20 protein-coding genes are annotated in these 22,596 nt (G+C 40.2%); 18 read left to right on the top strand and 2 right to left on the bottom strand.

Annotation, left to right across the window (positions count from 1 at the left end):
* Positions 1 to 42 precede the first annotated feature (42 nt).
* Both VEHSUH05_RS08070 and VEHSUH05_RS08065 read right to left on the bottom strand, forming a co-directional pair.
* The gene (locus VEHSUH05_RS08070; protein WP_054673671.1) at positions 43 to 984 is read right to left on the bottom strand and encodes an ABC transporter substrate-binding protein; all 942 of its coding nucleotides are present in this window, start codon (positions 982 to 984) and stop codon (positions 43 to 45) included.
* Positions 985 to 1,000: 16 nt separating this feature from the next.
* Positions 1,001 to 1,990 carry a sirohydrochlorin cobaltochelatase gene (locus VEHSUH05_RS08065; protein WP_054673669.1) on the bottom strand — a complete coding sequence of 330 codons (990 nt, stop codon included), beginning with the start codon at positions 1,988 to 1,990 and terminating at the stop codon, positions 1,001 to 1,003.
* Positions 1,991 to 2,487: 497 nt separating this feature from the next.
* Here VEHSUH05_RS08065 and VEHSUH05_RS08060 point away from each other — a divergent pair, with 497 nt between their 5' ends.
* The 18 genes from VEHSUH05_RS08060 to VEHSUH05_RS07975 all read left to right on the top strand — a co-directional run bounded on the left by VEHSUH05_RS08060 (position 2,488) and on the right by VEHSUH05_RS07975 (position 22,546).
* Entirely contained in the window at positions 2,488 to 4,665 is a 2,178-nt protein-coding gene (locus VEHSUH05_RS08060; RefSeq protein WP_105091265.1) for a KAP family P-loop NTPase fold protein, read from the top strand.
* Between the two features lie 882 nt (positions 4,666 to 5,547).
* The gene (locus VEHSUH05_RS08055) at positions 5,548 to 6,432 is read left to right on the top strand and encodes a sirohydrochlorin cobaltochelatase (RefSeq protein ID WP_105091264.1); all 885 of its coding nucleotides are present in this window, start codon (positions 5,548 to 5,550) and stop codon (positions 6,430 to 6,432) included.
* Between the two features lie 249 nt (positions 6,433 to 6,681).
* Positions 6,682 to 7,536 carry a sirohydrochlorin cobaltochelatase gene (locus VEHSUH05_RS08050; RefSeq protein WP_105091263.1) on the top strand — a complete coding sequence of 285 codons (855 nt, stop codon included), beginning with the start codon at positions 6,682 to 6,684 and terminating at the stop codon, positions 7,534 to 7,536.
* Positions 7,537 to 7,628: 92 nt separating this feature from the next.
* Positions 7,629 to 8,336: a precorrin-2 C(20)-methyltransferase gene (cobI, locus tag VEHSUH05_RS08045; protein WP_054673662.1), complete on the top strand. Its 708-nt coding sequence runs from the start codon at positions 7,629 to 7,631 to the stop codon at positions 8,334 to 8,336.
* Between the two features lie 30 nt (positions 8,337 to 8,366).
* On the top strand, positions 8,367 to 9,743 hold the full coding sequence (locus VEHSUH05_RS08040) for a cobyrinic acid a,c-diamide synthase CobB (protein ID WP_105091262.1): 1,377 nt from the start codon (positions 8,367 to 8,369) through the stop codon (positions 9,741 to 9,743).
* 13 nt (positions 9,744 to 9,756) lie between these two features.
* Positions 9,757 to 10,299, top strand: a complete 543-nt coding sequence (cobO, locus tag VEHSUH05_RS08035; RefSeq protein ID WP_105091261.1) for a cob(I)yrinic acid a,c-diamide adenosyltransferase — start codon at positions 9,757 to 9,759, stop codon at positions 10,297 to 10,299.
* Between the two features lie 173 nt (positions 10,300 to 10,472).
* Positions 10,473 to 10,862: a class II SORL domain-containing protein gene (locus tag VEHSUH05_RS08030; protein WP_054673657.1), complete on the top strand. Its 390-nt coding sequence runs from the start codon at positions 10,473 to 10,475 to the stop codon at positions 10,860 to 10,862.
* A gap of 181 nt (positions 10,863 to 11,043) precedes the next feature.
* Positions 11,044 to 12,273 carry an aspartate kinase gene (locus VEHSUH05_RS08025; protein WP_038115471.1) on the top strand — a complete coding sequence of 410 codons (1,230 nt, stop codon included), beginning with the start codon at positions 11,044 to 11,046 and terminating at the stop codon, positions 12,271 to 12,273.
* Positions 12,274 to 12,279: 6 nt separating this feature from the next.
* A complete protein-coding gene (locus VEHSUH05_RS08020; protein ID WP_054673655.1) occupies positions 12,280 to 12,597 on the top strand; it encodes a hypothetical protein in 318 nt (105 codons plus the stop codon).
* Positions 12,598 to 12,760: 163 nt separating this feature from the next.
* Entirely contained in the window at positions 12,761 to 15,670 is a 2,910-nt protein-coding gene (locus tag VEHSUH05_RS08015) for an insulinase family protein (protein WP_105091260.1), read from the top strand.
* Between the two features lie 41 nt (positions 15,671 to 15,711).
* Positions 15,712 to 16,761: a glutamate--tRNA ligase family protein gene (locus VEHSUH05_RS08010; RefSeq protein WP_105091259.1), complete on the top strand. Its 1,050-nt coding sequence runs from the start codon at positions 15,712 to 15,714 to the stop codon at positions 16,759 to 16,761.
* Positions 16,762 to 16,870: 109 nt separating this feature from the next.
* Positions 16,871 to 17,245, top strand: a complete 375-nt coding sequence (locus VEHSUH05_RS08005; RefSeq protein ID WP_038115463.1) for a CoA-binding protein — start codon at positions 16,871 to 16,873, stop codon at positions 17,243 to 17,245.
* 9 nt (positions 17,246 to 17,254) lie between these two features.
* Entirely contained in the window at positions 17,255 to 17,575 is a 321-nt protein-coding gene (gene trxA, locus VEHSUH05_RS08000; protein ID WP_038115462.1) for a thioredoxin, read from the top strand.
* Positions 17,576 to 17,845: 270 nt separating this feature from the next.
* Positions 17,846 to 18,277 carry a division/cell wall cluster transcriptional repressor MraZ gene (gene mraZ / locus VEHSUH05_RS07995; protein ID WP_095066130.1) on the top strand — a complete coding sequence of 144 codons (432 nt, stop codon included), beginning with the start codon at positions 17,846 to 17,848 and terminating at the stop codon, positions 18,275 to 18,277.
* 9 nt (positions 18,278 to 18,286) lie between these two features.
* Positions 18,287 to 19,219, top strand: coding sequence for a 16S rRNA (cytosine(1402)-N(4))-methyltransferase RsmH (gene rsmH / locus VEHSUH05_RS07990; protein WP_105091258.1), 933 nt, complete (start codon positions 18,287 to 18,289; stop codon positions 19,217 to 19,219).
* 23 nt (positions 19,220 to 19,242) lie between these two features.
* The gene (gene ftsL, locus VEHSUH05_RS07985; RefSeq protein ID WP_038115456.1) at positions 19,243 to 19,647 is read left to right on the top strand and encodes a cell division protein FtsL; all 405 of its coding nucleotides are present in this window, start codon (positions 19,243 to 19,245) and stop codon (positions 19,645 to 19,647) included.
* Between the two features lie 54 nt (positions 19,648 to 19,701).
* The gene (locus VEHSUH05_RS07980) at positions 19,702 to 21,186 is read left to right on the top strand and encodes a UDP-N-acetylmuramoyl-L-alanyl-D-glutamate--2,6-diaminopimelate ligase (protein ID WP_105091257.1); all 1,485 of its coding nucleotides are present in this window, start codon (positions 19,702 to 19,704) and stop codon (positions 21,184 to 21,186) included.
* A 1-nt stretch (position 21,187) separates the two neighbouring features.
* Positions 21,188 to 22,546, top strand: coding sequence for a UDP-N-acetylmuramoyl-tripeptide--D-alanyl-D-alanine ligase (locus tag VEHSUH05_RS07975; RefSeq protein WP_105091256.1), 1,359 nt, complete (start codon positions 21,188 to 21,190; stop codon positions 22,544 to 22,546).
* Positions 22,547 to 22,596: the final 50 nt, after the last annotated feature.

The raw sequence follows: 22,596 nt of genomic DNA, 5'->3' as shown, positions 1-22,596 counted from the left end.
CACCTTTTTATTTAGTGTTAGAGTGTATAGAATTGATTTGCTCTAAAATGTTACGTCTATTCCGTAAGCTTCTTTTACAAGTTTAGCCATTGCTTCAGGTGTATTGAGTCCCGGATTTAACAGGAATAGTTTAGACGGTAAATACACAACGCGATTGTTTTGTACAGCTTTCAGATTATTCCATGCAGGGTTGCCTGTCATGGCCTGCTGCATCGCCTTTGTAATTTCTTCTTCCTTGCCCATGGTTACGACAAAGATAATGTCCGGATCATCTTCCGCCAATGTTTCTAACGAGTAAGGCACGGTTTTATCAGTGGTAGCCTTATCGAGATGAGCGGAAACGACATTTGTCATGCCTAAATCCTTGACCATAGATGCGGTAATGGCTGCATCTGTTTCTGCCGTAACACCTTTACCGGTAGCGCGTAATACGGCCACGCGTGCAGGTGTCTGATTTTTGACGGCATCCTTAACGCGTTGAATGTTGCTTTCATAAGTCGCAACTAATGCATCGGCCTTATCCTGGTGATTGGTGAGGTTACCAAGGAATTTGATAAGAGGTACATTGTCCTTGATACCTTCGTAATTAACGAGTACCGTCGGAATATGATTGCTGGTTAAGACGGATTCGTATTTTTTATGCTGTGATTCGAGGCCTAAAACAAAATCAGGGTGCAGGCTGAGCAGTTGCTCTATATTGATATTGGCCGTCTGACCTAATACGGGCAATGCTTCTAATTCCGGAGGCAATGGATCCGTTGTGCTGACACGGCTGATGGCTTTACCGTCTACCGCATATAGCATTAAAAGCAAAGAGTTCGATAGAACCGCAATTTTTTCCGGATGTGCCGGTACGGTATAGGTTGTGCTGTCTAAAGTAATATCACGTGTATCTGCGAATGGTGCCGTAGATGTCTTTGTACATCCGCCCAGTACCATGAGTAAACTTAATAATACTGTAGCGGCAATCCAAATGCGTTTCATAATAACTCCTTATCAACTATTTTTGTAATGCATCCCAAGCTTCGTTAGCGCGTTCTACGAAAATTTTACGGATATTTTGGTTTTCCCCAAGACCGTGAAGGTATGTATCAACCTTGAAGCCTGCTTTTGTAAGGATAGATTTGTGAGAATCAGGTTCATCACCGGCCATATCATTATTAGCATGGTCGCCGGCTACCATCATGAACGGCATTAATGTAACATGTTTAATGCCTTTAGCTTTTAATTGAGGGATTACCTGTTCAAGATTTGGAGTACCTTCAACCGTGTAGATAAATGTATTTTTAAGACCTAGGGAATCGATGCGATCCTGGATAACTGCATAGTATGCGTTGGATGGATCCGGAGTACCGTGAGCCATGATAAGCACTGCATCATCTTTACCCAATTTAGGGAATTGGGATGTTACGGCTTTTAATGTTTCTACTACTTCGTCGGTTTGATTTTCTTGGCCCATCCAGTACATGAGTGGAGTACCAAGAGTCATTTTTTTGAAGTTGTTTTTATATAAGTTAAATACAGCTACGTCATAATTGTATTCCATACCGGGGATAACATCTAATGTTGTAAGTGCAACGCGTGTATAACCGGCTGCTTTCAACTGATCCAATGCTTCTTCAGGTGTTGGGTAGGTAATGCCTTCTTTCGCTTGGATACGGTCACGAATGATATGGCTTGTGAAAGCTGTTACTACTTTTGTATTAGGATGTGCTGCCTGAATAGCGGCTACAGTAGCGTCGATAGTTTTAGCGCGTGTTTCTTTGTAGGTAGTACCGAAACTCATAACAACGATAGCATCTTTATTTTCTTGATTTTGAAGCTCCTTAGTTTCATGAGTGCGAACACCGATAGAAGATGCTTCCAATAACGCAGGTGTAGGATTTTTAACCTCTTCATTTAGTTGATATGCTGCGTCAGATACAATCGGTGCACCGAAAGATACGGCAAGACCTAATAGAGCGGATGCTAATGTTAATTCTTTTTTCATTTTAAAACTCCTATCTATAACTACAACTACACATATATACAGTTGCCGTAGTAGACATATATTGAGAACTATAGATTTACTGTATATATATAACCTTAATGTCATGGTAGCAAAGGGGCATGGGGGTGTCAATAAACCCTATACCTGTAGTAGTATGAAGAAACAGACATTTGCTGCATAAAAATTAATGATAAATATAGGTCAAAGCCTAAGAACTGCTGGAGTATTCTCGTTGGTTATAGGGGTATGAAATACTATTCTTATAAGTTTAAATATAATCTATATATGTTGGTTTTTTTGTATGATAATGTTTTTGCAAATAGGGGTTGTACTTGATGGGGGAAAGGGAGCAGTACTAATTATTATAACTTATTTAACGCTGTATTTATTGTATTTATATACTAATGAGTTTTTCTATATTTATTGAGTTATAATAAATGAAGAGTTTTTATTTAAGTGGAATAATATAAAGGTTATATGGGGAGGTTATTAAATTTATGAATTATAGCGCAGATAAGCCAATTGATACGATGAAACAAGATTTATTAGGCCGTGCATCTTTTTCAAGACAACTTGGTAAAGCCATTTATGAGTATGATGGAGAAGAGGGGTTAGTAGTAGGTTTGTTTGGAAAATGGGGAACAGGAAAAACCTCCATTATTAATATGGCAATAGAAGAAATAAATATACAGGCAGAATCTAATAAAAACAAACCAATGATAATAAAATTTTCTCCATGGAATTATTCAGATAAAGATAATCTTATTAGTTTATTTTTTCAAAGTTTAAAAAATAAGCTAGATATTAGTGATAATGAAGTGTTAAAAAAGAAGATAGGTCAGGTCCTAAGTGATTATTCAGGTGCTATAGATGCATTATCAATTGTGCCAATAGTTGGTGCAGGTCTCGCACCATTATTAAAAACATTAGTACAAGCTCAAGGTGCAAAGTTGATACAAGACATTGATTTAGATAAGTGTAAAGCGAATCTTAAAGAAGTGTTGATTGAGGCTAATAATAAGATTATTGTAGTTATTGATGATATTGATCGGCTTTCTAATTTACAAATTAGGGATATTTTTCAATTAGTGAAACAAGTTGGGGATTTTCCGAATATAATATATGTGTTAATGATGGATAGGAATGTAGTATGTCGTGCGTTAAATGATGTGCATAATATAGATGGTAATGAATATTTAGAAAAAATTATTCAAGTTCCATTTGAGATTCCAGAGATAAGAAAATCAAAATTAAATAATATATTTTTCTCTAAGATTGATCAAATTATTGGAAAAGTTCCTCAAAATATTATTTTGGATGACGATTATTGGGGAGATGTTTTTTATCGCTGTATAGAACCGTATATTAAAAATTTAAGAGATGTTAATAGGGTTGTAAATGCATTTCGTTTTAGATATGGTTTTTTGTATGCGGAGACTTCTTTTGAAGATATTATGGCTATTACTACTATTGAAGTTTTAGAGCCAAAACTTTATAAGTGGATTTCTAATAATAAAGATGCCCTTTGTCGTACGGAGATACATAGTTTTTCATCAATGAATAGAAATAATGAAGACTATTATAAATTATATTATAATCAATTTGAAAAAATGAAGATAAATCCTGATAGAGCTATCAATTTTCTCTCTACTATTTTTCCTGCTTTTGCTACAGACATCAATAAATATACTAGTTATCGGGATGAGCGAAGTATTAGAGGTGATAATCGAATTGCACATGAAGAAAAATTTGAATTGTATTTCATACATGATTTAGATGATATAAAAGTTTCTAGAAGTACAGTTAATTCATGTATATTTGAACTTGGCATAGAGGCTTTAGGTAAGAGTATTGAAAAAATTAATGAGCAGGGACATAGTTTGTATTTTCTAGAAGAAATAGAATCGCTAGTTAATAAGGTACCGAATAACCGTTTGGGATTACTAGCTTCGGCAATTCTTAATATAATAGACAAAATTAAGGGGGAAGATTTAAGCAAATGGTATATGAAATCTGCTAATTCTATTGCCGAATCACTCATAATGAATCTTATTAGTAAGGTAGATAAAGAAACTGAAAGATTTGAAATAATTAAAGATGCTGTTAAAAATGCTAATAAATTCAAATTAGGGACAATTGCTAATATTATTAATAGAATAGAATTAGCATATGGAAGGTTGGCGGGAGACTCAGAATGGAAGGAAGGTCAGATTATAAGCCTTGAACATTTGTCCGATATTGAAAAAATATATACCTCAAAAATCAGTATTATTTCGAAGAAAGAAATACTTTTCGATATAAATAATTTTGGTATTGCTTTTTATTTATGGCAGTGTTTTGATGAAGATAAAGCTACAGATTATTTGGTGAAACTCTTAAAGAATGAAGAGCATATATTAAGATTTATCTGCTCAATAGCAATTCGGTGGAAAGGCAGTAATAGTAGTGGTTGGAGCTTTAATTTAGAAAGTTTTTCGAAATATATTTCAAATAATAAGGTATATGATGTGATTCAAAAATTAGATAAGAGGAAATTAGGGAGATTTTCTGATGTTGAGCAAATTAAGTTAGCGTCTTTTGCTTTAAATTATAATACCAGAATGTGGGGGCGTGCTAACGAATTTGAGGCACAAAAGCTTATAGATAAATGGAAGGAAGAAGTTGAGAAGATATAGTAAATTAGAGAGATTAGCATAATAATAGGTTTCGAAAAAAGTTTATTTAAACAAGACGAGTGGAGAGGCACATATTAAATAAAACAATATTAAAAATAGTTAAGCAGTGTCTTTAATATGATGATTCTTGTGATATTAATATATTCTATCAATTTATTAATCAAAAAATATTTTTCTATACTGCTCAAGTAGAGAGAAATGTTAGATATATTATGGACTTGAAACATAATATAGAGACTAATGGAAAGGTTATAATTGTTAATAAGAAATATATCTGGTATAGATAAAAGTACAAAATGTAATATCATTCAGTATTACTTTATACGAACGGTGATTATTGGAGTGTTGTAGTTAAGAGTTGAATAAATGATACAAAATTTAGCGATGTATAAAACTGTAGTACCGATTTCTCTTTTCGGTTATTTTGGGTTCAAAGCATATAAGGCGTAAATTGGATCCGAAAAAAATTTATTGTGGATTAAATTTAAGACTTTATATAAAATATTTGTTGCTTTGGGCTGTGTTGTAAGTAGTTTATATGTTGTAGATATATTCTTTGTAAAAGATTTTTTTGATGATTTATTGATCGTTTATATAAATGTATGTATTTTTTATTTCGTTGAGTTGATAGGACATTATAAATTAAAAGAAGCTCCAGATTATCACAATTCAAATGCTTATTGTGTTTTCTTAATATTTCTATTGATAATGTTAGTGTGGCTTGTATTGTACTGATACACGATCTAATTTTCTATACATTTTTAATTGATAAATTTTCTCATTGACTTCCGCATACTAATCATGTAGTATTATTACATATTAGTTGATAACAATTTTCATTTATGAACGTTGTTTCATGTATGAGTAATATGGAGGTCACATATGAAAGGTATCATTATTGCATCCTTTGGATCAATTTATCAAGATGCGGTGGAAAAATCCATTGGCAGTATAGAAAAAAAAGTGCGCACCATGTATGCTGATATGGAGGTACGTCGCGTATTCTTATCCGATGCACTGGTTGAAAAGTGGAATGAGAAATATGATGATAAAATTTCTTCTTTCACAGATGTCATGCAGGACTTTGCACGTATCGGAGTGGATGAGGTGTATATTCAACCTGTTACATTGGTATCGGATCAATGTTATCAATTGATGCGTAAACAGGCTCTAAAATTTTTGCACAGTAACGATTACGGATTTTCGCAAGTGAATATCGGAAAACCGCTTCTTACGTCGTTAGGTGTAAAAAATTATGCGGATGACTATGAAGCTACGTTAGAAGGTATTATTCGTCACGTGAATACAAAAGCGTTGAATAAATCTGTTGTATTGATGGCGAACGGCCAGAATCAGTTGGAATTCAGTACGTTGCAGCTGAAAGCGATGTATGGTGCGGCTCCTAATATTGCGGTATTTACGACGAACGGTTTCCCTACATTTAAACAAGCTTTAACATTGCTTGACCGTATGGGACATGAAGACGTTCTTGTGGTACCGTTGGCACTCATCGGTTCTACGCATCTTATGGATTATCTCGGCGGCGAACGCTCCGATTCGATTTATGCGTTGCTTGCGGAAGAAGGCTATAATGTATCTATCTGGAATGAAGGTCTTGGGGAAAATCCATATGTTCAGGATTTATTCCTGAAGCATTTGGGTCAGGCGATTCGTATGTCTGACCGTAGACGCAGTACGCCCAGAGAATCCGTGAAACCGGTTATGACCTCCGCCTCTCGTGTTGAAGTACAAGGCTTGATTTCTTAAGGGGCGTTACATTATTTTGAACTTAAAAATCCTCTCTATTAGATAACTAGTAGAGGGGATTTTTATATGAGGAGTATGATTTTTTGAATAGGATGTGTGCATATTTCACTGGGATTATCGTGACGTATCAGTGATACTTTCACTATGAAAAATACTTATAATCGCTATTTTATACGTACTATGGTATGACGTCTGTGAAATCTCTATGGTATGATTAACATATAATGATGATTAGATAAGGAGACTTTCATGAAACAAGCGATTTTAGTGGTAGCTTTCGGCTCCACGGTTGACAGTGCTCGTGAACAGAATATTGATTCCGTTGTGAAATATATTAGTAAATCCTTTCCCGATTATACGGTAAAGCTTGCCTTTTCATCTCGTATTATCGTGAAGCGATTGCGCGAGCGGGGGATTACCATTCCTACTGAGCAGGGAGCGCTGGAACAGCTCATTCAGGACGGGTATACTCATGTGTATGTACAGCCGTTACATTTTACGGGCGGTGAAGAGTTTGATAAGCTGAAACATAACATTCTGGCTCATGAAGGGGAAGGTCGGCTTGAAGTATTGCGTGTTGGTAGACCTCTCGTGTACTACATGGCACAGGAGGAGCATCCGGATGACTATCAGATTTTAATCGATCGTTTTATCAAATCTTTGAATATTTCTGATGAGGACGGTCTACTGCTGGTCGGTCATGGCGGTCTCGGCTCGGGGAATTCCTCGTATGGTAATTTACAATTTAAATTGATTCGTGCGGGGCTCACTAATGTCCGTGTGGCTGTTCTTGAAAATGCGCCATATATTACGGATGTGGCTTTGCCTTGGGAATGGCTGGATGGGAAGCGGCCGAACCGAATTTATGTACATCCTTTATTGCTCGTATTAGGTGATCATGCACAAAATGATCTCTTCGGTGATGCAGATGACAGTGCAATCAATGAAATCGCTGCGGCCGGTTATGAGGTTGAACCGATTAATAGCGCCCTTGGCGAATATGATGTGATCCACGATATTTTCCGTCAACATGTACAGGATTGCATCGACGATATATATGGTAAGCGCAGTGCCCATCGACCTGCTATTCCGAATATTAAATAGATCTTTGTATATGTTGCATAAATTGGTTATAATAGAAGTCAGATTGTAAAATATATATTTATATTAAAAAATGTTGGAATAGGAGATATACCATGAAAGGTAAGTTATATGGCATTGGCGTAGGTCCTGGCGATTCTGAACTGATGACTGTGAAAGCTGCGCGTATCGTAGGTGAAGCGGATATTATTATTACACCGAAAACGGAAAAGAAAGACGGCTCTGTAGCACTGAATATTGCACAGCCGTACATTCAGGAGCATACAGAAATCGTTCCCGTTGTATTCCCGATGGTCTTGGATAATGCGACTCAACAGGAAGGCTGGGAAGAGGCGAAACGCATTATCCTGTCCTATTTGGATCAAGGTAAGAGCGTCGTATTCTTAACCCTTGGTGACCCTATGTTCTACAGTACATATATGTATGTATATCGTTTGATTGAAAATACGGGTCATGAAATCGAAACGATTCCCGGCATTACGGCTTTTTGTGCCATCGGTTCGTATTTGGGATATCCTATCGTAGAGAAGGAAGAGGTTCTCGCTATTGTTCCTGCTACCGCGCCGAAGGAAAAAATCGATGCTGTACTGGCCGTTGCGGATGATGCGGTTATCATGAAAGTATATAAGAACTTTGACGAAGTGCAAGAGGTGCTGTTAAAGCATAATATGGCGGATGATGCGGTGATGATCAGCCGCGTGGGTTTGCCTGATGAACAGGTTTTTGTAGGTCTTGATAATATGCCTAAAGATTCAAAACTTAACTATTTATCTACGATTCTTGCAAAGCGCAAGGACCGTTAACAAACACGTCGTAACTACGAGGTAATATCTATGAACACAGTACAGATTCCACGCGTTGTCATTGCCGGCACCAATTCAGGTGTAGGTAAGACGACTATTGTAGCAGGCCTATTAGCGGCTTATGCAGGGGAAGGACGTACGGTGCAATCTTTTAAAGTGGGCCCGGATTATATTGATCCGGGCTTTCATAAAATTGCATCCGGTCGAGACAGTTATAATTTAGATACGTGGCTGGTACCGCCTCACAAGTTGAATCCCTTTTTTGCATCGATGGCGAACGGTGTAGACCTCGCTATTATCGAAGGAGTGATGGGGCTTTACGACGGTGGACGAGAGGGCGTGAGCAGTACGGCTCAAATCGCCAAACAATTACAGGCGCCGGTGGTGCTCGTCATCGATTGTAAGGCTATGGGTGAAAGCGCCGCCGCTATCGCCAAAGGGTTTCGAGATTATGATCCGGAGGTTAATTTCGGAGGTGTTATCTTAAACCGCTTGGGATCGGTTAACCATGAGCGCATGATTCGTGAAGGTATGGATAAAATAGGTGTTCCCGTAATCGGAGCTATTTATCGTGATGACCGTATGCACTCACCGGAACGCCATCTCGGGTTGACTCCGGTAACAGAGTCGGATCCGACGGAAGCCATTGCAACGATCCGCAGCGCTGTGGAAAAGATGGTGGACTTAGAGCGGTTGCTTTCTATTGCATCGAGTGCGCCGGCAATTGAATTGCCGGAAGCGACCGATACAACGCATATGCAGAAAAAAGCTAAAATAGGCGTTGCCTATGATGAAGCTTTTTCTTTTTATTATCCTGCCAGCCTTGCGGCATTAGAGAAAAAGGGGGCTGAGCTTGTATATTTCAGTCCTCTCAATGATGTTGAGATTCCTTCTGTTGACGGGCTCATTTTTGGCGGAGGATTTCCGGAGATGTTTTTACATCAGTTATCCGCCAATGAAGCTATGAAGTCATCGATTCGTGAAGCCAGCGAACAGGGAATGCCAATTTATGCGGAATGTGGCGGCCTCATGTATTTATGTGAAACGATTCATGATTTTGAAGGTTCTGTATATGATACAGTTGGTATCGTGCCCGCTAATTGCAAGATGCAGCAAAATCTGCAAAAGATAGGGTATGTGACGGCTACGGCTAAACGAGATACCTTGTTGGGCGATACAGGGGCGAGCTTACGCGGTCATGAATTCCATTTTTCTACGATGGAGCCTACCATTGAAAATTTCCCGTGGGCTTTTCACCTGGAGGGCGGGCGTAAACCTCAATCCTATGATGGAGGTTATGCATCGAATAATGTGTTGGCATCGTATCTGCATTTGAATTTTGCCGGCACCGATGAAGGGGCTCAGCATTTCGTAAATCGATGTGAGGCATTTAAAAATAACCGATAATAAGGAGTTGCTTATGAGTGATCGTGGTTTGATTTTGGTCAATACCGGCAACGGTAAAGGGAAAACGACAGCTGCTTTGGGTGTAGCGTTACGTGCTGTAGGGCAAGGCTTTAAGGTCTTGATTTTACAGTTTATAAAAAGTGGTAACGGCTATGGAGAATTGGCAGGCATCGAGAAGTTGGGGGATAATATAGAGATTCGTTCCATGGGGAAGGGCTTTATTTATTATAAGAGAGATGAAATATCTCCGGCGGAATTGGATCGACATAAGACGGCCGCCCAGGAGGCATGGCGTACTTTGGTTGATGAGGTTAACTCAGATAAATGGGATCTCATTATTATGGATGAAATTAATAATGCTATTAACTATGAGCTCATCGATGTGCAATCTGTAGTAGATATGCTACAACATAAGCCGGAACGCCTCCATGTTATTTTGACGGGCCGTTATGCAAAGCCTGAGATTATCGAGTTGGCGGATACGGTAACGGAAATGAAGGTTGTTAAGCACGCTTATGAAAAGGGAATCAAGGCTGCCAAGGGCATAGAATTTTAGGCGTTTCCTAGAGTAAAATTACCAAGTATTCTCAGCTGAAAAATAAATCTAAATTTTTCGAAAAAGTTCTTGCGTAAACTATATCGAAAATGTATAATATAGACATAAGCACAGCGTGTGCATGAGATTTATAAACATTAAGTATGTATATAAGAATTAACCAGGAGGTTTTTATGGCTGTTCATGACTACATTAAATCTGGCGATTTCGCAATTGAAAAACACGTTCCCGTAATTGAAACTGTGGATACTGTAAAAGCAGGTGAAACTTTCCACGTAACATTGTCCGTAGGTAAGGACATTGCACATCCAAATACGGTAGAACATCATATCGGTTGGATTAAATTGTACTTCGTAGCGGAAGGCACTCAATTACCTTACGAAATCGGTGCTATCGATTTCAACGTGCATGGTGACGGTGCAACTGCTAATGAAGGTCCTGTAGTGGCTGTTTCTGAAGGTACTCTTGCAGTAGCGTTGAAGAAATCCGGCAAATTGATTGCTGTTTCTTACTGCAACATCCACGGTTTGTGGGAATCTGAAAAAGATATCGTTGTTGCTTAATTGCAACTTTAATACCAGCTTCCGAGCTGGTATTTTTTTTGCATATTTTTGTCCTCGTGAAAAAGATTAAAGTTTATTACTGGTGGAAAATGTGCTGTCAGAACCTTTACAGTGCGGTTCATTTTGTGGTAAAGTAAATGCATATTCATTTTTAGTAAGTTACGTTAAATGAGGGATTATTGTGGCCTTAATCGTTAAAAAATTTGGTGGCAGTTCTGTAGCAACACCGGAAAAAATATTCAATATCGTCGATCGCGTTATTAGAGAGAAGCAATCTGACGATCAGATTGTTGTCGTCGTTTCCGCGATGGGGGACACTACTGATGATTTGGTAGCCCTAGCAAAGCAAGTGACGTCGAAACCATATGGTCGTGAAATGGACCGATTATTATGTACCGGGGAACAGGTTACAATCGCGTTGATGGCTATGGCTTTCAGTGAGCGTGGACAAAAGGCCATTTCCATGACAGGGGCTCAAGCGGGTATCACAAGTTCTGACAATTTTAATAAAGGTCGTATTCTTGAGATTGATCCGAACCGTGTGTTTACAGCCCTTAACGAAGGTAATATCGTTGTCGTTGCGGGATTTCAGGGGATTACCGATATTGGCGATATGGTTACCCTCGGGCGCGGAGGTTCCGATACGACTGCGGTAGCTCTGGCAGGTGCGATGGAAGCGGATGTATGTGAAATCTTTACCGATGTTGACGGCGTGTATTCGACGGATCCTCGCGTGGCGAAGGAAGCTTTCAAACTGGAAGAGGTCACATACGGTGAAATGCTTGAAATGGCTCGCCTTGGTGCAGGGGTAATGCAACCTCGCGCCGTAGAAATGGGTTTTCGATATGGCGTACCTATTCATGTGCGTTCTACATTCAGTGATACAACAGGTACAATTATTCGGGAGGATTATACAGTGGAAGCAAATAAACACGTTATTACCGGAGTTGCAGATGATACAAACACAGCAAAAGTGGCTCTCGTAGGCGTTGAGAATAAGCCGGGCATCGCGGCAACCGTATTTAAAGCGTTGGCGGAGAAAAATGTGGATGTGGATATGATTGTTCAATCTATCCGTTCTAAAAATGAGCCTAAGACGGACCTTATTTTTACAATTGCTTTGGATGATGTCGTATTGGCGCGTGAAGTATTGGCGCAACTACAACAGTCTATCGACATTGAAGCTGTCAATATCGATGAAAAAATGGCGAAAGTATCCATCATCGGTGCCGGCATGTTAGGTCAACCGGGCGTTGCGGCTCAAATGTTCGATATCCTCAGTAAAGAGGGAATCAATATTGAAATCATTTCGACTTCTGAAATCAGTATCTCCTGCCTCGTTGCGGAAGATCGTGTGAAAGATGCGGTACGCGTAATCCATAATGGTTTGATATTAGACAAACGAGGTTAATTCCATATGGATAGTCTCGGTAGTTTTATGGATGAAATGCTCAATGATCAAGGTCGAAAGGAAGGCTTTATCAGCGATTTGCTCGGTAACTTGAAAAATCAGCCGATTCCCACCTTGGAGCAGGCTCAGACGGGATATACGACGATGAGCAATCTGCATGGTATATTTTACGATTATGATAAATCGGAAGTGACCATAACTTATAAGGTTGTTCCGGATATGTATGCGCCGTATACATTGAGTTTCGTACAATTTGAAGCTGTCTTGGAAGGTCTGTTAACCTTGCGTCGCAATAATAAGTGGCAGATGCAACATAATAAATAAGTTTACACCCTATGGTGCCTCGTCTAAGACGATGTATCCGTAGGGTGTTTTATATACAGCATATATTTGATAGTGATTCTTGTCCTGTATATTTAGATGTCGTGTCGTGATATAATAATATATTGAGATAATTAATTATATGTATATAGAAAGAAGGGATGGCATGGAGGTAAATAAAGTTTATTCTGGCTTTCGCCTTAATCGTATTGAGCGTATCGAGGAGATTAATGGTACCGCTTATGAAATGAAACATGAAAAATCAGGGGCTCGTTTGATTTATATCGATTCTCCAGATTCAAATAAAGTATTTAATATTGCATTCAGAACTACACCGCACAACAGTACGGGCGTAGCTCATATCATGGAACACTCCGTACTTTGTGGATCCCGTAAGTTTCCGTTAAAAGAGCCTTTTGTAGAACTTGTGAAAGGGTCGTTAAATACCTTTTTGAACGCTATGACCTATCCGGATAAGACCATGTATCCTGTGGCGAGCAAGAACGATAAGGATTTTCGGAATTTGATGGATGTGTACCTAGATGCGGTATTTTATCCCCGCGTTCGTGAAGATGCGGAAATCGTCATGCAGGAAGGCTGGCATTATGAGCTTGATCATGCAGATGATGAGCTGACGTATAAAGGGGTCGTGTTCAATGAAATGAAAGGTGTTTACTCATCTCCTGATTCCGTTCTTGAACGGCAGATGATGCGTGAACTCTTCCCTGACACGACATATGGGGTGGACTCCGGCGGAGATCCTGATCATATTACGGATTTGACGTATGAAGAATTCCAGAATTTTTACAATGTTCATTATCATCCGTCAAACAGTTATATCTTCCTGTACGGCGAAATGAACATTGAGGACCAGTTACGGTTTTTGAATGATGAATACTTGAGTCATTTCGATGCCATCGATATTCATACTGAGGTTACTCTGCAAACTCCGTTCAAGGAGGGAAAGGTTGTCAGTTATCCGTACAGTGTAGGTTCCGATGAATTTACGGATAACCGTACGCTGCATTCCTATGCGTATGTATTGCCGTCCGTAACCCCTGAGCAGAGCCTCGCCTTTGAAATTTTGACGCATGCTCTATTGACATCTCCTGCGGCTCCGTTGAAACAGGCTTTGGTGAAAGCAGGTATCGGATCTGACGTGAGCGGTTATTACTTGGACAGTATTCGTCAGCCCATCTGGACAATTCAGGCATCGGGTTCCGATATGAGTAAGCAGGCTGAATTGCAACGTATTGTGGAGTCCACACTACAGGAATTATGCGATAAAGGAATCGATAAGGAATTGTTGGAAGCCTCTCTTAACAGCATTGAGTTTGCCCTTCGTGAAGGCGACTTCGGCGGACGTCCAATCGGTCTGGCCTATATCATTCGCATGATGGATAATTGGCTTTATGATCAGGATCCGATTAAATTGCTGCACTATGAAGAGGCGTTAGCTAATATTCGTCACGGTTTACGGGGCTCATATTTTGAGGACTTGATCCGTCGCTCCATTCTGGATAATCAGCATAAAGCATTGGTGTCCATCTATCCGGAACGAGGTTTACAGGAACGAAAGGACGCCGAAGTTAAGGAATATTTGGCTAATGTGAAAGACAATATGGGTAAGGCCGAAATTGAAGGTATCGTTGAACAGACGAAACGCCTAAAAATACGTCAGGAAACTCCGGATAGTGATGAAGCGCTAGCTTCTATTCCTCTCCTTGAATTATCTGACTTAACACCTGAAATGGAAGCTGTTGAACGTTATGAAAGTAAAATCGGGTCCACTACGGTTCATTTTGTGCCTACTTTCACAAAGGGAATCAATTATGTGGCGTTCTATTTCAACTTGAGCTGCCTCACTGAGGAAGAGCTGTTCTATGCAGATATTTTGAGTGACATTATCGGTCGCATAGATACGAAATATCGTTCCTATAAAGAATTGGCAAATGACATCAATTTGAACCTTGGCGGCTTGAGTTCCGATATCACGGCTATAAGCAAGGATGGTAAACGCGATGAATTTGTACCGCTCATGATTGTTCGTAGTAAAGCATTGAATTCCAAATTATTGGATTTATGTCGTCTCATCAATGAAGTCGTGCAATACGCGGATTACAGTAATGAAGGTCGATTGACGGAACTCGTTCAGGAAAGTAAATCTATTTGGGATAATGAAGCATTCCGCAGAGGTAACTCGATTGTGAGTCAACGCGTTATGGCTCAGGTGTCTGCGGTCGGTAAATTCCGTGATGACGGAAATCTCGGATATTATCGAAAGATTAGTGAGCTTGCATCAAATCCTGCTGCTTTACCGTTATTGCCTGAAAAATTGGCTGATGTTGCCAGAAAAATCTTCCGTGCAAATAATGTGGATATCATGTTTGTCGGTAAAGACAGTGAATTGGATACCTTTAAAAACCTTATGGAGCCGTTGTTAATGATGTGGAGTACGGAAGCGTTGCCTAATAATACATTGCAAATCAAGCGTGCTGAAGGCAATGAAGGGATCGTCACGGCCGGAAAGGTTCAATACGTGGCTCAGGGCGGTAACTTTATCGATCATGGTTTTAAGCATATCGGGCCTATGAGTGTGTTGGAGACCATTTTGCGCTATGAATACCTTTGGATTCGCATTCGCGTACAAGGTGGCGCATATGGTGCATTTGCCAATTTCTACGATGATGGCAATATGATTTTCTGCAGTTATCGTGATCCTAATTTGGTGGAAACATTGAATGTATATAAGGAATTGCCGGATTATCTTCGCCATTTCACATTGACGGATCGAGAAATGCGTAAATATATTATTGGTACTATGAGCGCCTTGGATTTGCCGATGACACCGGCATTGCGCGGCCCTCGCGCAATGGGTATGTACTTTAGCGGTGCAAAACTCGAGGATAAAGTGGAATTCCGCAAACAAGTTATAGCATGTCAACCGGAGGATATTGTAGCTTTGGCCGATGTGGTAGAACCTGTATTAAAGGATAACCATATTTGTACCATGGGTAACGAGCAAAAGATAAAGGATGCAGGGGCTATTTTTGACCATATTATATCCTTGGGATAAAAAGACTTATTAAATGTATTAAACAGATATAGGAGTTTAACATGAAGGGACGATTTGCACCGAGCCCAACAGGGTATATCCACCTGGGTAACGTGTGGATCGCCCTTTTGTCGTATATATCGACGAGACAGCAACAGGGGACATATGTGGTGCGCATGGAGGATATTGATCTACAGCGGTCGAAGCGTGAATTGGGTGAGGTTCTTCTCGATGATTTGGAATGGCTCGGGTTTGATTGGGATGAAGGTCCCCGTGTAGGCGGTCCCTTATCATCCTACTGGCAGAGCGAACGTCAAGGGTATTACGCTGCAGTTTTAGACCGGTTATCCTTGGACCGGCGAGTCTATCCGTGTTTTTGTAATCGTACACGGTTGCAATCTATCGCTTCGGCACCTCATTTAGATGAAGCCGTTCATCGTTATGATGGGTATTGTCGTTATCTTAGCTCTGAGAAAATAGACTTATTGCGAGCTGAGAAGGAACCGTCCTTACGGCTTGCCGTGGATAACTGTGAAATGCATTTTATGGATCTTTGGCAAGGATCTCAAAACATCCGTCTAGTTGGTGAACTGGATGATTATGTGTTGCGTCGAGGCGATGGCATGTATGCGTATAATTTGGCCGTTGTTCTCGATGATATTGCCATGGGAATATCAGAAGTTATTCGCGGTGATGATTTATTGGATACAACGGGGCAACAATTATATTTATATAAAACATTGAAAGAGTCCTATCAATTTGATTTCAAAGAATTAGTACAACACTTTGGTATACGATCGGATAATCTTAAAACTTCTGATATGGCATATGATACATCTCCTATCGTGATTCCTTCTTATGGACATGCTCCTTTATTAATTGATAAGGATGGGTATCGTTTATCTAAGCGACAGAAAAGTATTACCGTTCGCGAATTGCGCCAGCAGGAATGGTCTCCTGAACGCATACTGGGAGAACTTGTTGTGCAATGTGGACTTTTGTCAGAGACATCGTTACCATCTCGCAAAATATCGTTAAAGCAGCTGCTCAATATTGACTTGGATATATCTGCATTATGCAGGAAGACTGTTGTCGTAGATTGTGTTGGTTGAGCGTATATAGTGAAGAATTATAAGATTATAAAAGTTATATCATAAAATTCGATATAATATATTGACAATGTTCGATATTCTATTATAATGATATATAAGAGGTGATCAAATGACAATTGAAACAGCTTTAAAGCAAAATGTGTGGGCCGTTATCGGAGCCACTCATAAGACCGATAAGTTCGGATATAAAATTTACAAATGTCTTAAAGATCACGGATATGAAGTATATCCAGTTAATCCCAATATTACCGAAATCGATGGAGATACATGTTATCCAAATCTTTCTGCATTACCGGTCGTGCCGGCCGTAGTGGATTTTGTAGTTCCTGAGGCTGTAGGCCTGGCTGCATTAGATGAGTGTCATCGATTGGGAATCTCTACCGTATGGTTGCAACCCGGTGCAGATAAACCGTCTGTTGTTGAAAAGGCGAAAGTATTGGGATTGCATGTCATTCAGGATTGCGTATTAGTTCAATTACCGTAGGAGGGTACAATGAGCGAATTAAAAGAATTAAAAACTGCTGAGTATCAAGATTTAGTAAACCAAGGCGGCGTGACCGTTATTGATTTCTGGGCTCCATGGTGCGGATATTGCATACGTATGATGCCGATTATTGAAGAAATCGCCGGTGAATTACAAGGTAAAGCAAACTTTGTAAAGGTTAATGCCGATGAAGAACCTGAATTGGCACGTTCCTTGCAAGTTGAAGTGTTGCCTACATTTGTAATTTTGAAAGATGGCGAAGTGGTGGACCGTAAAATCGGATTCTTGCCAAAAGGCGATCTTCAAGGTGCAATCGAATCTAAATTCTAATATATTCTAATATAGTATTAAATAGAATATAAGTATAATAGAATGTTAGAGGTAAAGCCTCCATTGATGTATTGATTACATTGATGGAGGTTTCTTTTTTTATTGTTAAAATCGAACATATGTATTTAAGAAAAATGGAGATAAATGGAGTTTAAAGTAGAAAAATCAAAAAAAGTGGTAAAAAAACAGATTTTTTGTTGTGGAAGGTGGGGAATTGTGGTAGAATTTACCATATAGTGGTGGATAAGGAAGTGTTAGGCGGTGATAAGCATGTTCATAGGCGAATATAATCACACCATTGATACAAAAGGGCGGATGATTATACCTGCTAAAATACGTGAACAATTAGGGGAACTTTGTATTGTTACAAAGGGCCTTGATAACTGCTTAGCTATTTACACACAAGAAGCATGGGATAAGATTTCCATGGCACTACAATCACAATCCTCCACTAAAGCTAGCGTACGTGCTTTAAAACGGTTCGTTTTCGGCAGTGCGGCAGAGCTTGAATATGATAAGCAAGGTCGTGTTCTTATTCCCGTACCGTTACGAGAATATGCGAGTTTAGATAAACAAGCTGTTATTGTCGGAGCCGGGGATCACGTCGAAATCTGGAGTCGTGAAAAATACGATTATTATGATGAGCAAGTAGCTGAAAGTATGGAAGAGTTAGCGGAAGGTCTTGAAGGGATCATGTTATAGGAGGCTGTTATGGAATTTAATCATACCAGCGTATTATTACGTGAAACCGTTGATGCCGTCGTAACTAATCCTGCAGGTGTCTATGTGGATTGCACATTGGGCGGCGCAGGCCATGCCCATGCGGTGGGCGAGATGTTGGCGCCGGAAGGCATGATTATCGGACTGGATCAGGACGAGGATGCTTTAAAGGTTGCTAGAGAGCGCTTGTCGGATCTTACCTGTCGGGTTTTGACGATTCCTACTAATTTTTCAAATTTAAAAAATGCCCTACAGGAACAGGGGATTTACGAAGTAGATGGTTTTATTTTTGATCTTGGCGTATCCAGTTATCAGTTGGATACACCTGAACGGGGCTTTTCGTATATGAACGATGGGCCTTTAGATATGCGTATGGATAAGACTTCACCGTTGACGGCGGAGGATATTATTAACGATTATGATGCATCGGAATTATTGCGAATCATACGCGATTATGGTGAAGAACGTTGGGCGAAGCGCATTGTTGAATTTATCGTTGCGGCTCGCCAGGAAAAACGTATTACCACTACAGGTGAATTAGTAAAAATCATAAAACAGGCGATTCCGGCGAAGGCGCGTCAAGACGGACCACATCCGGCGAAACGCACATTTCAAGCCATTCGTATTGAAGTGAATAGAGAATTAGCCATTTTACATGATAGTTTTGTAGACGCTGTAAGTATGTTAAAACCACAAGGAAAAATTGGGGTTATTACATTTCACTCTTTAGAAGATCGCATTACAAAACAAACTTTCAGAGAATTGAGTACAGCCTGCATATGTCCTCCGGAATTACCTGTGTGCACATGCAATCACAAGGCTGTTGTAAAAGCAAAAAATAAGGCTATAGAGCCTAGTATAGGGGAGATTGAGTTAAATCCGAGAGCGAGAAGCGCAAAATTGCGCATCGCTGTCAAGTTGTAGTATTGGAAGGGGTTAGAGTATTTATGTTAGCGAGAAAGGCCGTTGCAGGGCAAATTAAAAGTGATGTGTTGGTTGTTGCACAAGGGGGAAAGCGCACCACAAGTGTGGCTCTTGATTTGAGTCCTATGATGAAACAAGTTGTACGAGCTGTTGCTGTGTTGGTAGGTTTCTTATTGATTATTATGGTTATGAATGCTTACAGCACAAAATTGGGCTATGAAGTGGTTAAAACACAACAGGCTGTAGTACAATTGACAAAAGACAATGATACACTAGATGTAGAGGTAGCTTCCTTAAAATCTCCTGTTCGTATCCAACAAATTGCGGAGGAAGAACTAGGGATGGTTTTGCCTGACTCTTTTGTTTACAGTACAAAAAGCACTGTTACCGAACGTAATGTGCAAGAGAAACAGCAAATTATAGACTAGCAGGCAAAGCAGCTCATACGGGCTGCTTTCCTTTGCGTGTAAAGGAGAGTATAAATGAAACGATTACAAGATATATTAACGACATTACCTACGGCTCATGTAGCGGGTAATACATCTGTAACTATCAATGATATTACGGCTGATTCTCGTGCCGTAAAAGAAGGTAGTCTGTTTATCGCTCTTGATGGGGCCACTGTTGATGGTCATAATTATATCGATAAAGCCGTCGCATCAGGTGCAATAGCTGTTCTTGTATCGAAATCCGTTTCAGTGAGTGATGATATATGTGTTATTACCGTTGATGACACGCGTCAGGCAATGATGGCTTGCGTACCGTACTTTTTTGATTATCCTGCTGATTCGATGCGTATGATCGGCGTTACGGGTACTAACGGTAAGACGACGACGACGCATATGATTCGTCATATTTTGAAATCTCAAGGCCACAAGGTGGGTGTTATCGGTACCGTACATATCATGATCGGTGACACGTCGTATCCGATTCATAATACGACACCTGATGTGGTGGATTTACAGCATATTTTACATCAAATGGTGATGGAAGGGGTTACGCATTGCGTGATGGAGGTTTCTTCTCACGCACTGGCTCTCGGACGTGTAGCCGGCGTTGAATTTGATACAGCGATATTTACTAATTTAACGCAGGATCATTTGGACTTTCACAAAACATTTGAAAATTATCTGGCTGCAAAATGTAAACTGTTTGAGCAGGTTAGTGAAAGTAATCAGAAGAAACGCGGCAAAGGTGCCGTTATCAATATCGATGATGAATATGGTCATCGCGTAATAGAAAAAACAAAGGCTCCCACAATTACCTATAGTATTGATGGAAAAGGCACATTAAATGCTCATGATGTGGAAATGACACCGAAATCGAGTCGCTATAAGGTGTCTTATGATGGACATGAATTTACGGTGGCTATGAATACGACCGGTTTATTTAATGTATATAATACATTGGCGGCTATGGGTGCATGTTTATTGGAAGGTATTTCCATGGATGACATTGATAAAGCCCTTAAAACATTCAGCGCCGTTCCGGGCCGTTTTGAACTCATCGAGGAAGGACAACCGTTTGCGGTTGTGGTGGATTATGCACATACACCGGATGGTTTAGAGAACATCTTGCAAACCGCAAAAGCGATTCAGGAAAATCGCATCATCGTCGTGTTTGGTTGCGGTGGTGACCGCGATGCTACAAAGCGTCCTATTATGGGCCGTATTGCAGCACAATACGGTGATGTAGTATATGTGACATCCGATAATCCGCGCACCGAAGATCCCGTACAGATTGTGAAGGATGTAGAGGTAGGCGTTAAAGAAGGCCTTCGTGAAGGTGCTCATTATGAAGTTATAGTTGATCGTAGAGAGGCGATTCAGCATGCTATTCGCAGTGCAAAGCCGGGTGATATTGTATTAATCGCCGGTAAAGGTCATGAAAATTATCAAATTCTAAAGGATAAGACGATTCATTTTGATGATCGTGAAGAAGCGCGAGCCGCTCTTAAGGAGATCTAATATGGCAAAGTTTACATTGTCTCAAGTTTTGGAAGCAACAGGCGGGACGAGTACACATACAAAAACGATTACATTTTCAGATGTATCTACGGATACACGTACCATTGAAGCTGGCTTTTTGTTTGTCGCTTTGAAGGGTGATACCTTTGACGGTCATGATTTTATCGGGAACGCTATTGAAAAGGGCGCTACTGGTGCTGTCGTGGAAAAGGGCCGTACTGTTGACGGTATCGTTTGTATTGAAGTGGATAATACATTGACTGCATATCAACAGTTAGCTCGATATCATCGCCGTCGATTCGATATTCCTGTCGTGGCGATTACGGGATCCTCCGGTAAGACTACGACAAAGGAAATGGTGGCTGCTGTTTTAAGTACGGAATTTAATGTATTGAAAACAGAAAAAAACTTTAATAATGAAATCGGTTTGCCGAAAACGTTGTTGCGTTTGACAGCGGAACATGAAGCCTGTGTCGTTGAAATGGGCATGCGCGGACTTGGTCAGATTGAAGAATTGGCACTCATTGCGGAGCCTACCATGGGAATTATTACCAATGTCGGTACGAGTCATATTGAACTGTTGGGTTCTCGCGAGGCCATTGCCGAAGCTAAGAGTGAATTAATTCGCTGTCTGCCTGAGGACAGCATAGCCGTTCTCAATGAAGATGACCCGTATGTAAAAGCGATGGATTCATTGGCTAAGGGGAAGACGATTACCTACGGTATTGAAAGTAATGCTACCTGCATCGGCAGTCATCTGCAATATAAAAAAGACGGTATCAAGTTCACCTGCAAGTGTTATGACGAGGTGTTCGATATATTTCTTCCCATGATCGGTGTACATAATGTTTATGATGCGTTGGCGGCAATTGTGGCCGGTCGCGCATTGGGGATTAAATCCAACACGATTCGTAAAGGCTTAGGTGAATTTACGGGCACACCGATGCGTCAGGAAATCGTATCGTTTCCGGATATTGTCATTTTGAATGATGCGTATAATGCCAATCCTTCATCTATGGCTGAAGCTATTAAGGCTTTGGGACAGTTGGAAGGTAAACGCAAGATTGCCATGCTCGGCGATATGCTGGAATTGGGTGATTTCACGGAGGAAGAGCATCGCAATATCGGAAAATTGCTCGCTGAAGAGGGCTACAGCGTTGTATTTACCTTTGGCGACGCAGCGACTTTTATTGCGAAAGAGGCTAAAAAAGCGGGATTGATTACCTATCGTTGCAAGAGTCATCTAGAAATGGCCAACTTATATGAAGATATTCGGGAAAAAGGGGACGTAATCCTCGTGAAGGGCTCTCGCGGACTTCGCATGGAACGTGTTGTTGAGGAATTAAAGGAACGGGAATAATAAATAACGGCTAGCCGAGTCTAGCCGTATTATCCTTTTATTAATAAGTA

This window comes from Veillonella denticariosi JCM 15641 (assembly GCF_002959855.1).
Lineage (GTDB): Bacteria > Bacillota > Negativicutes > Veillonellales > Veillonellaceae > Veillonella > Veillonella denticariosi.
This window is presented reverse-complemented; position numbering and strand designations above follow the sequence as displayed.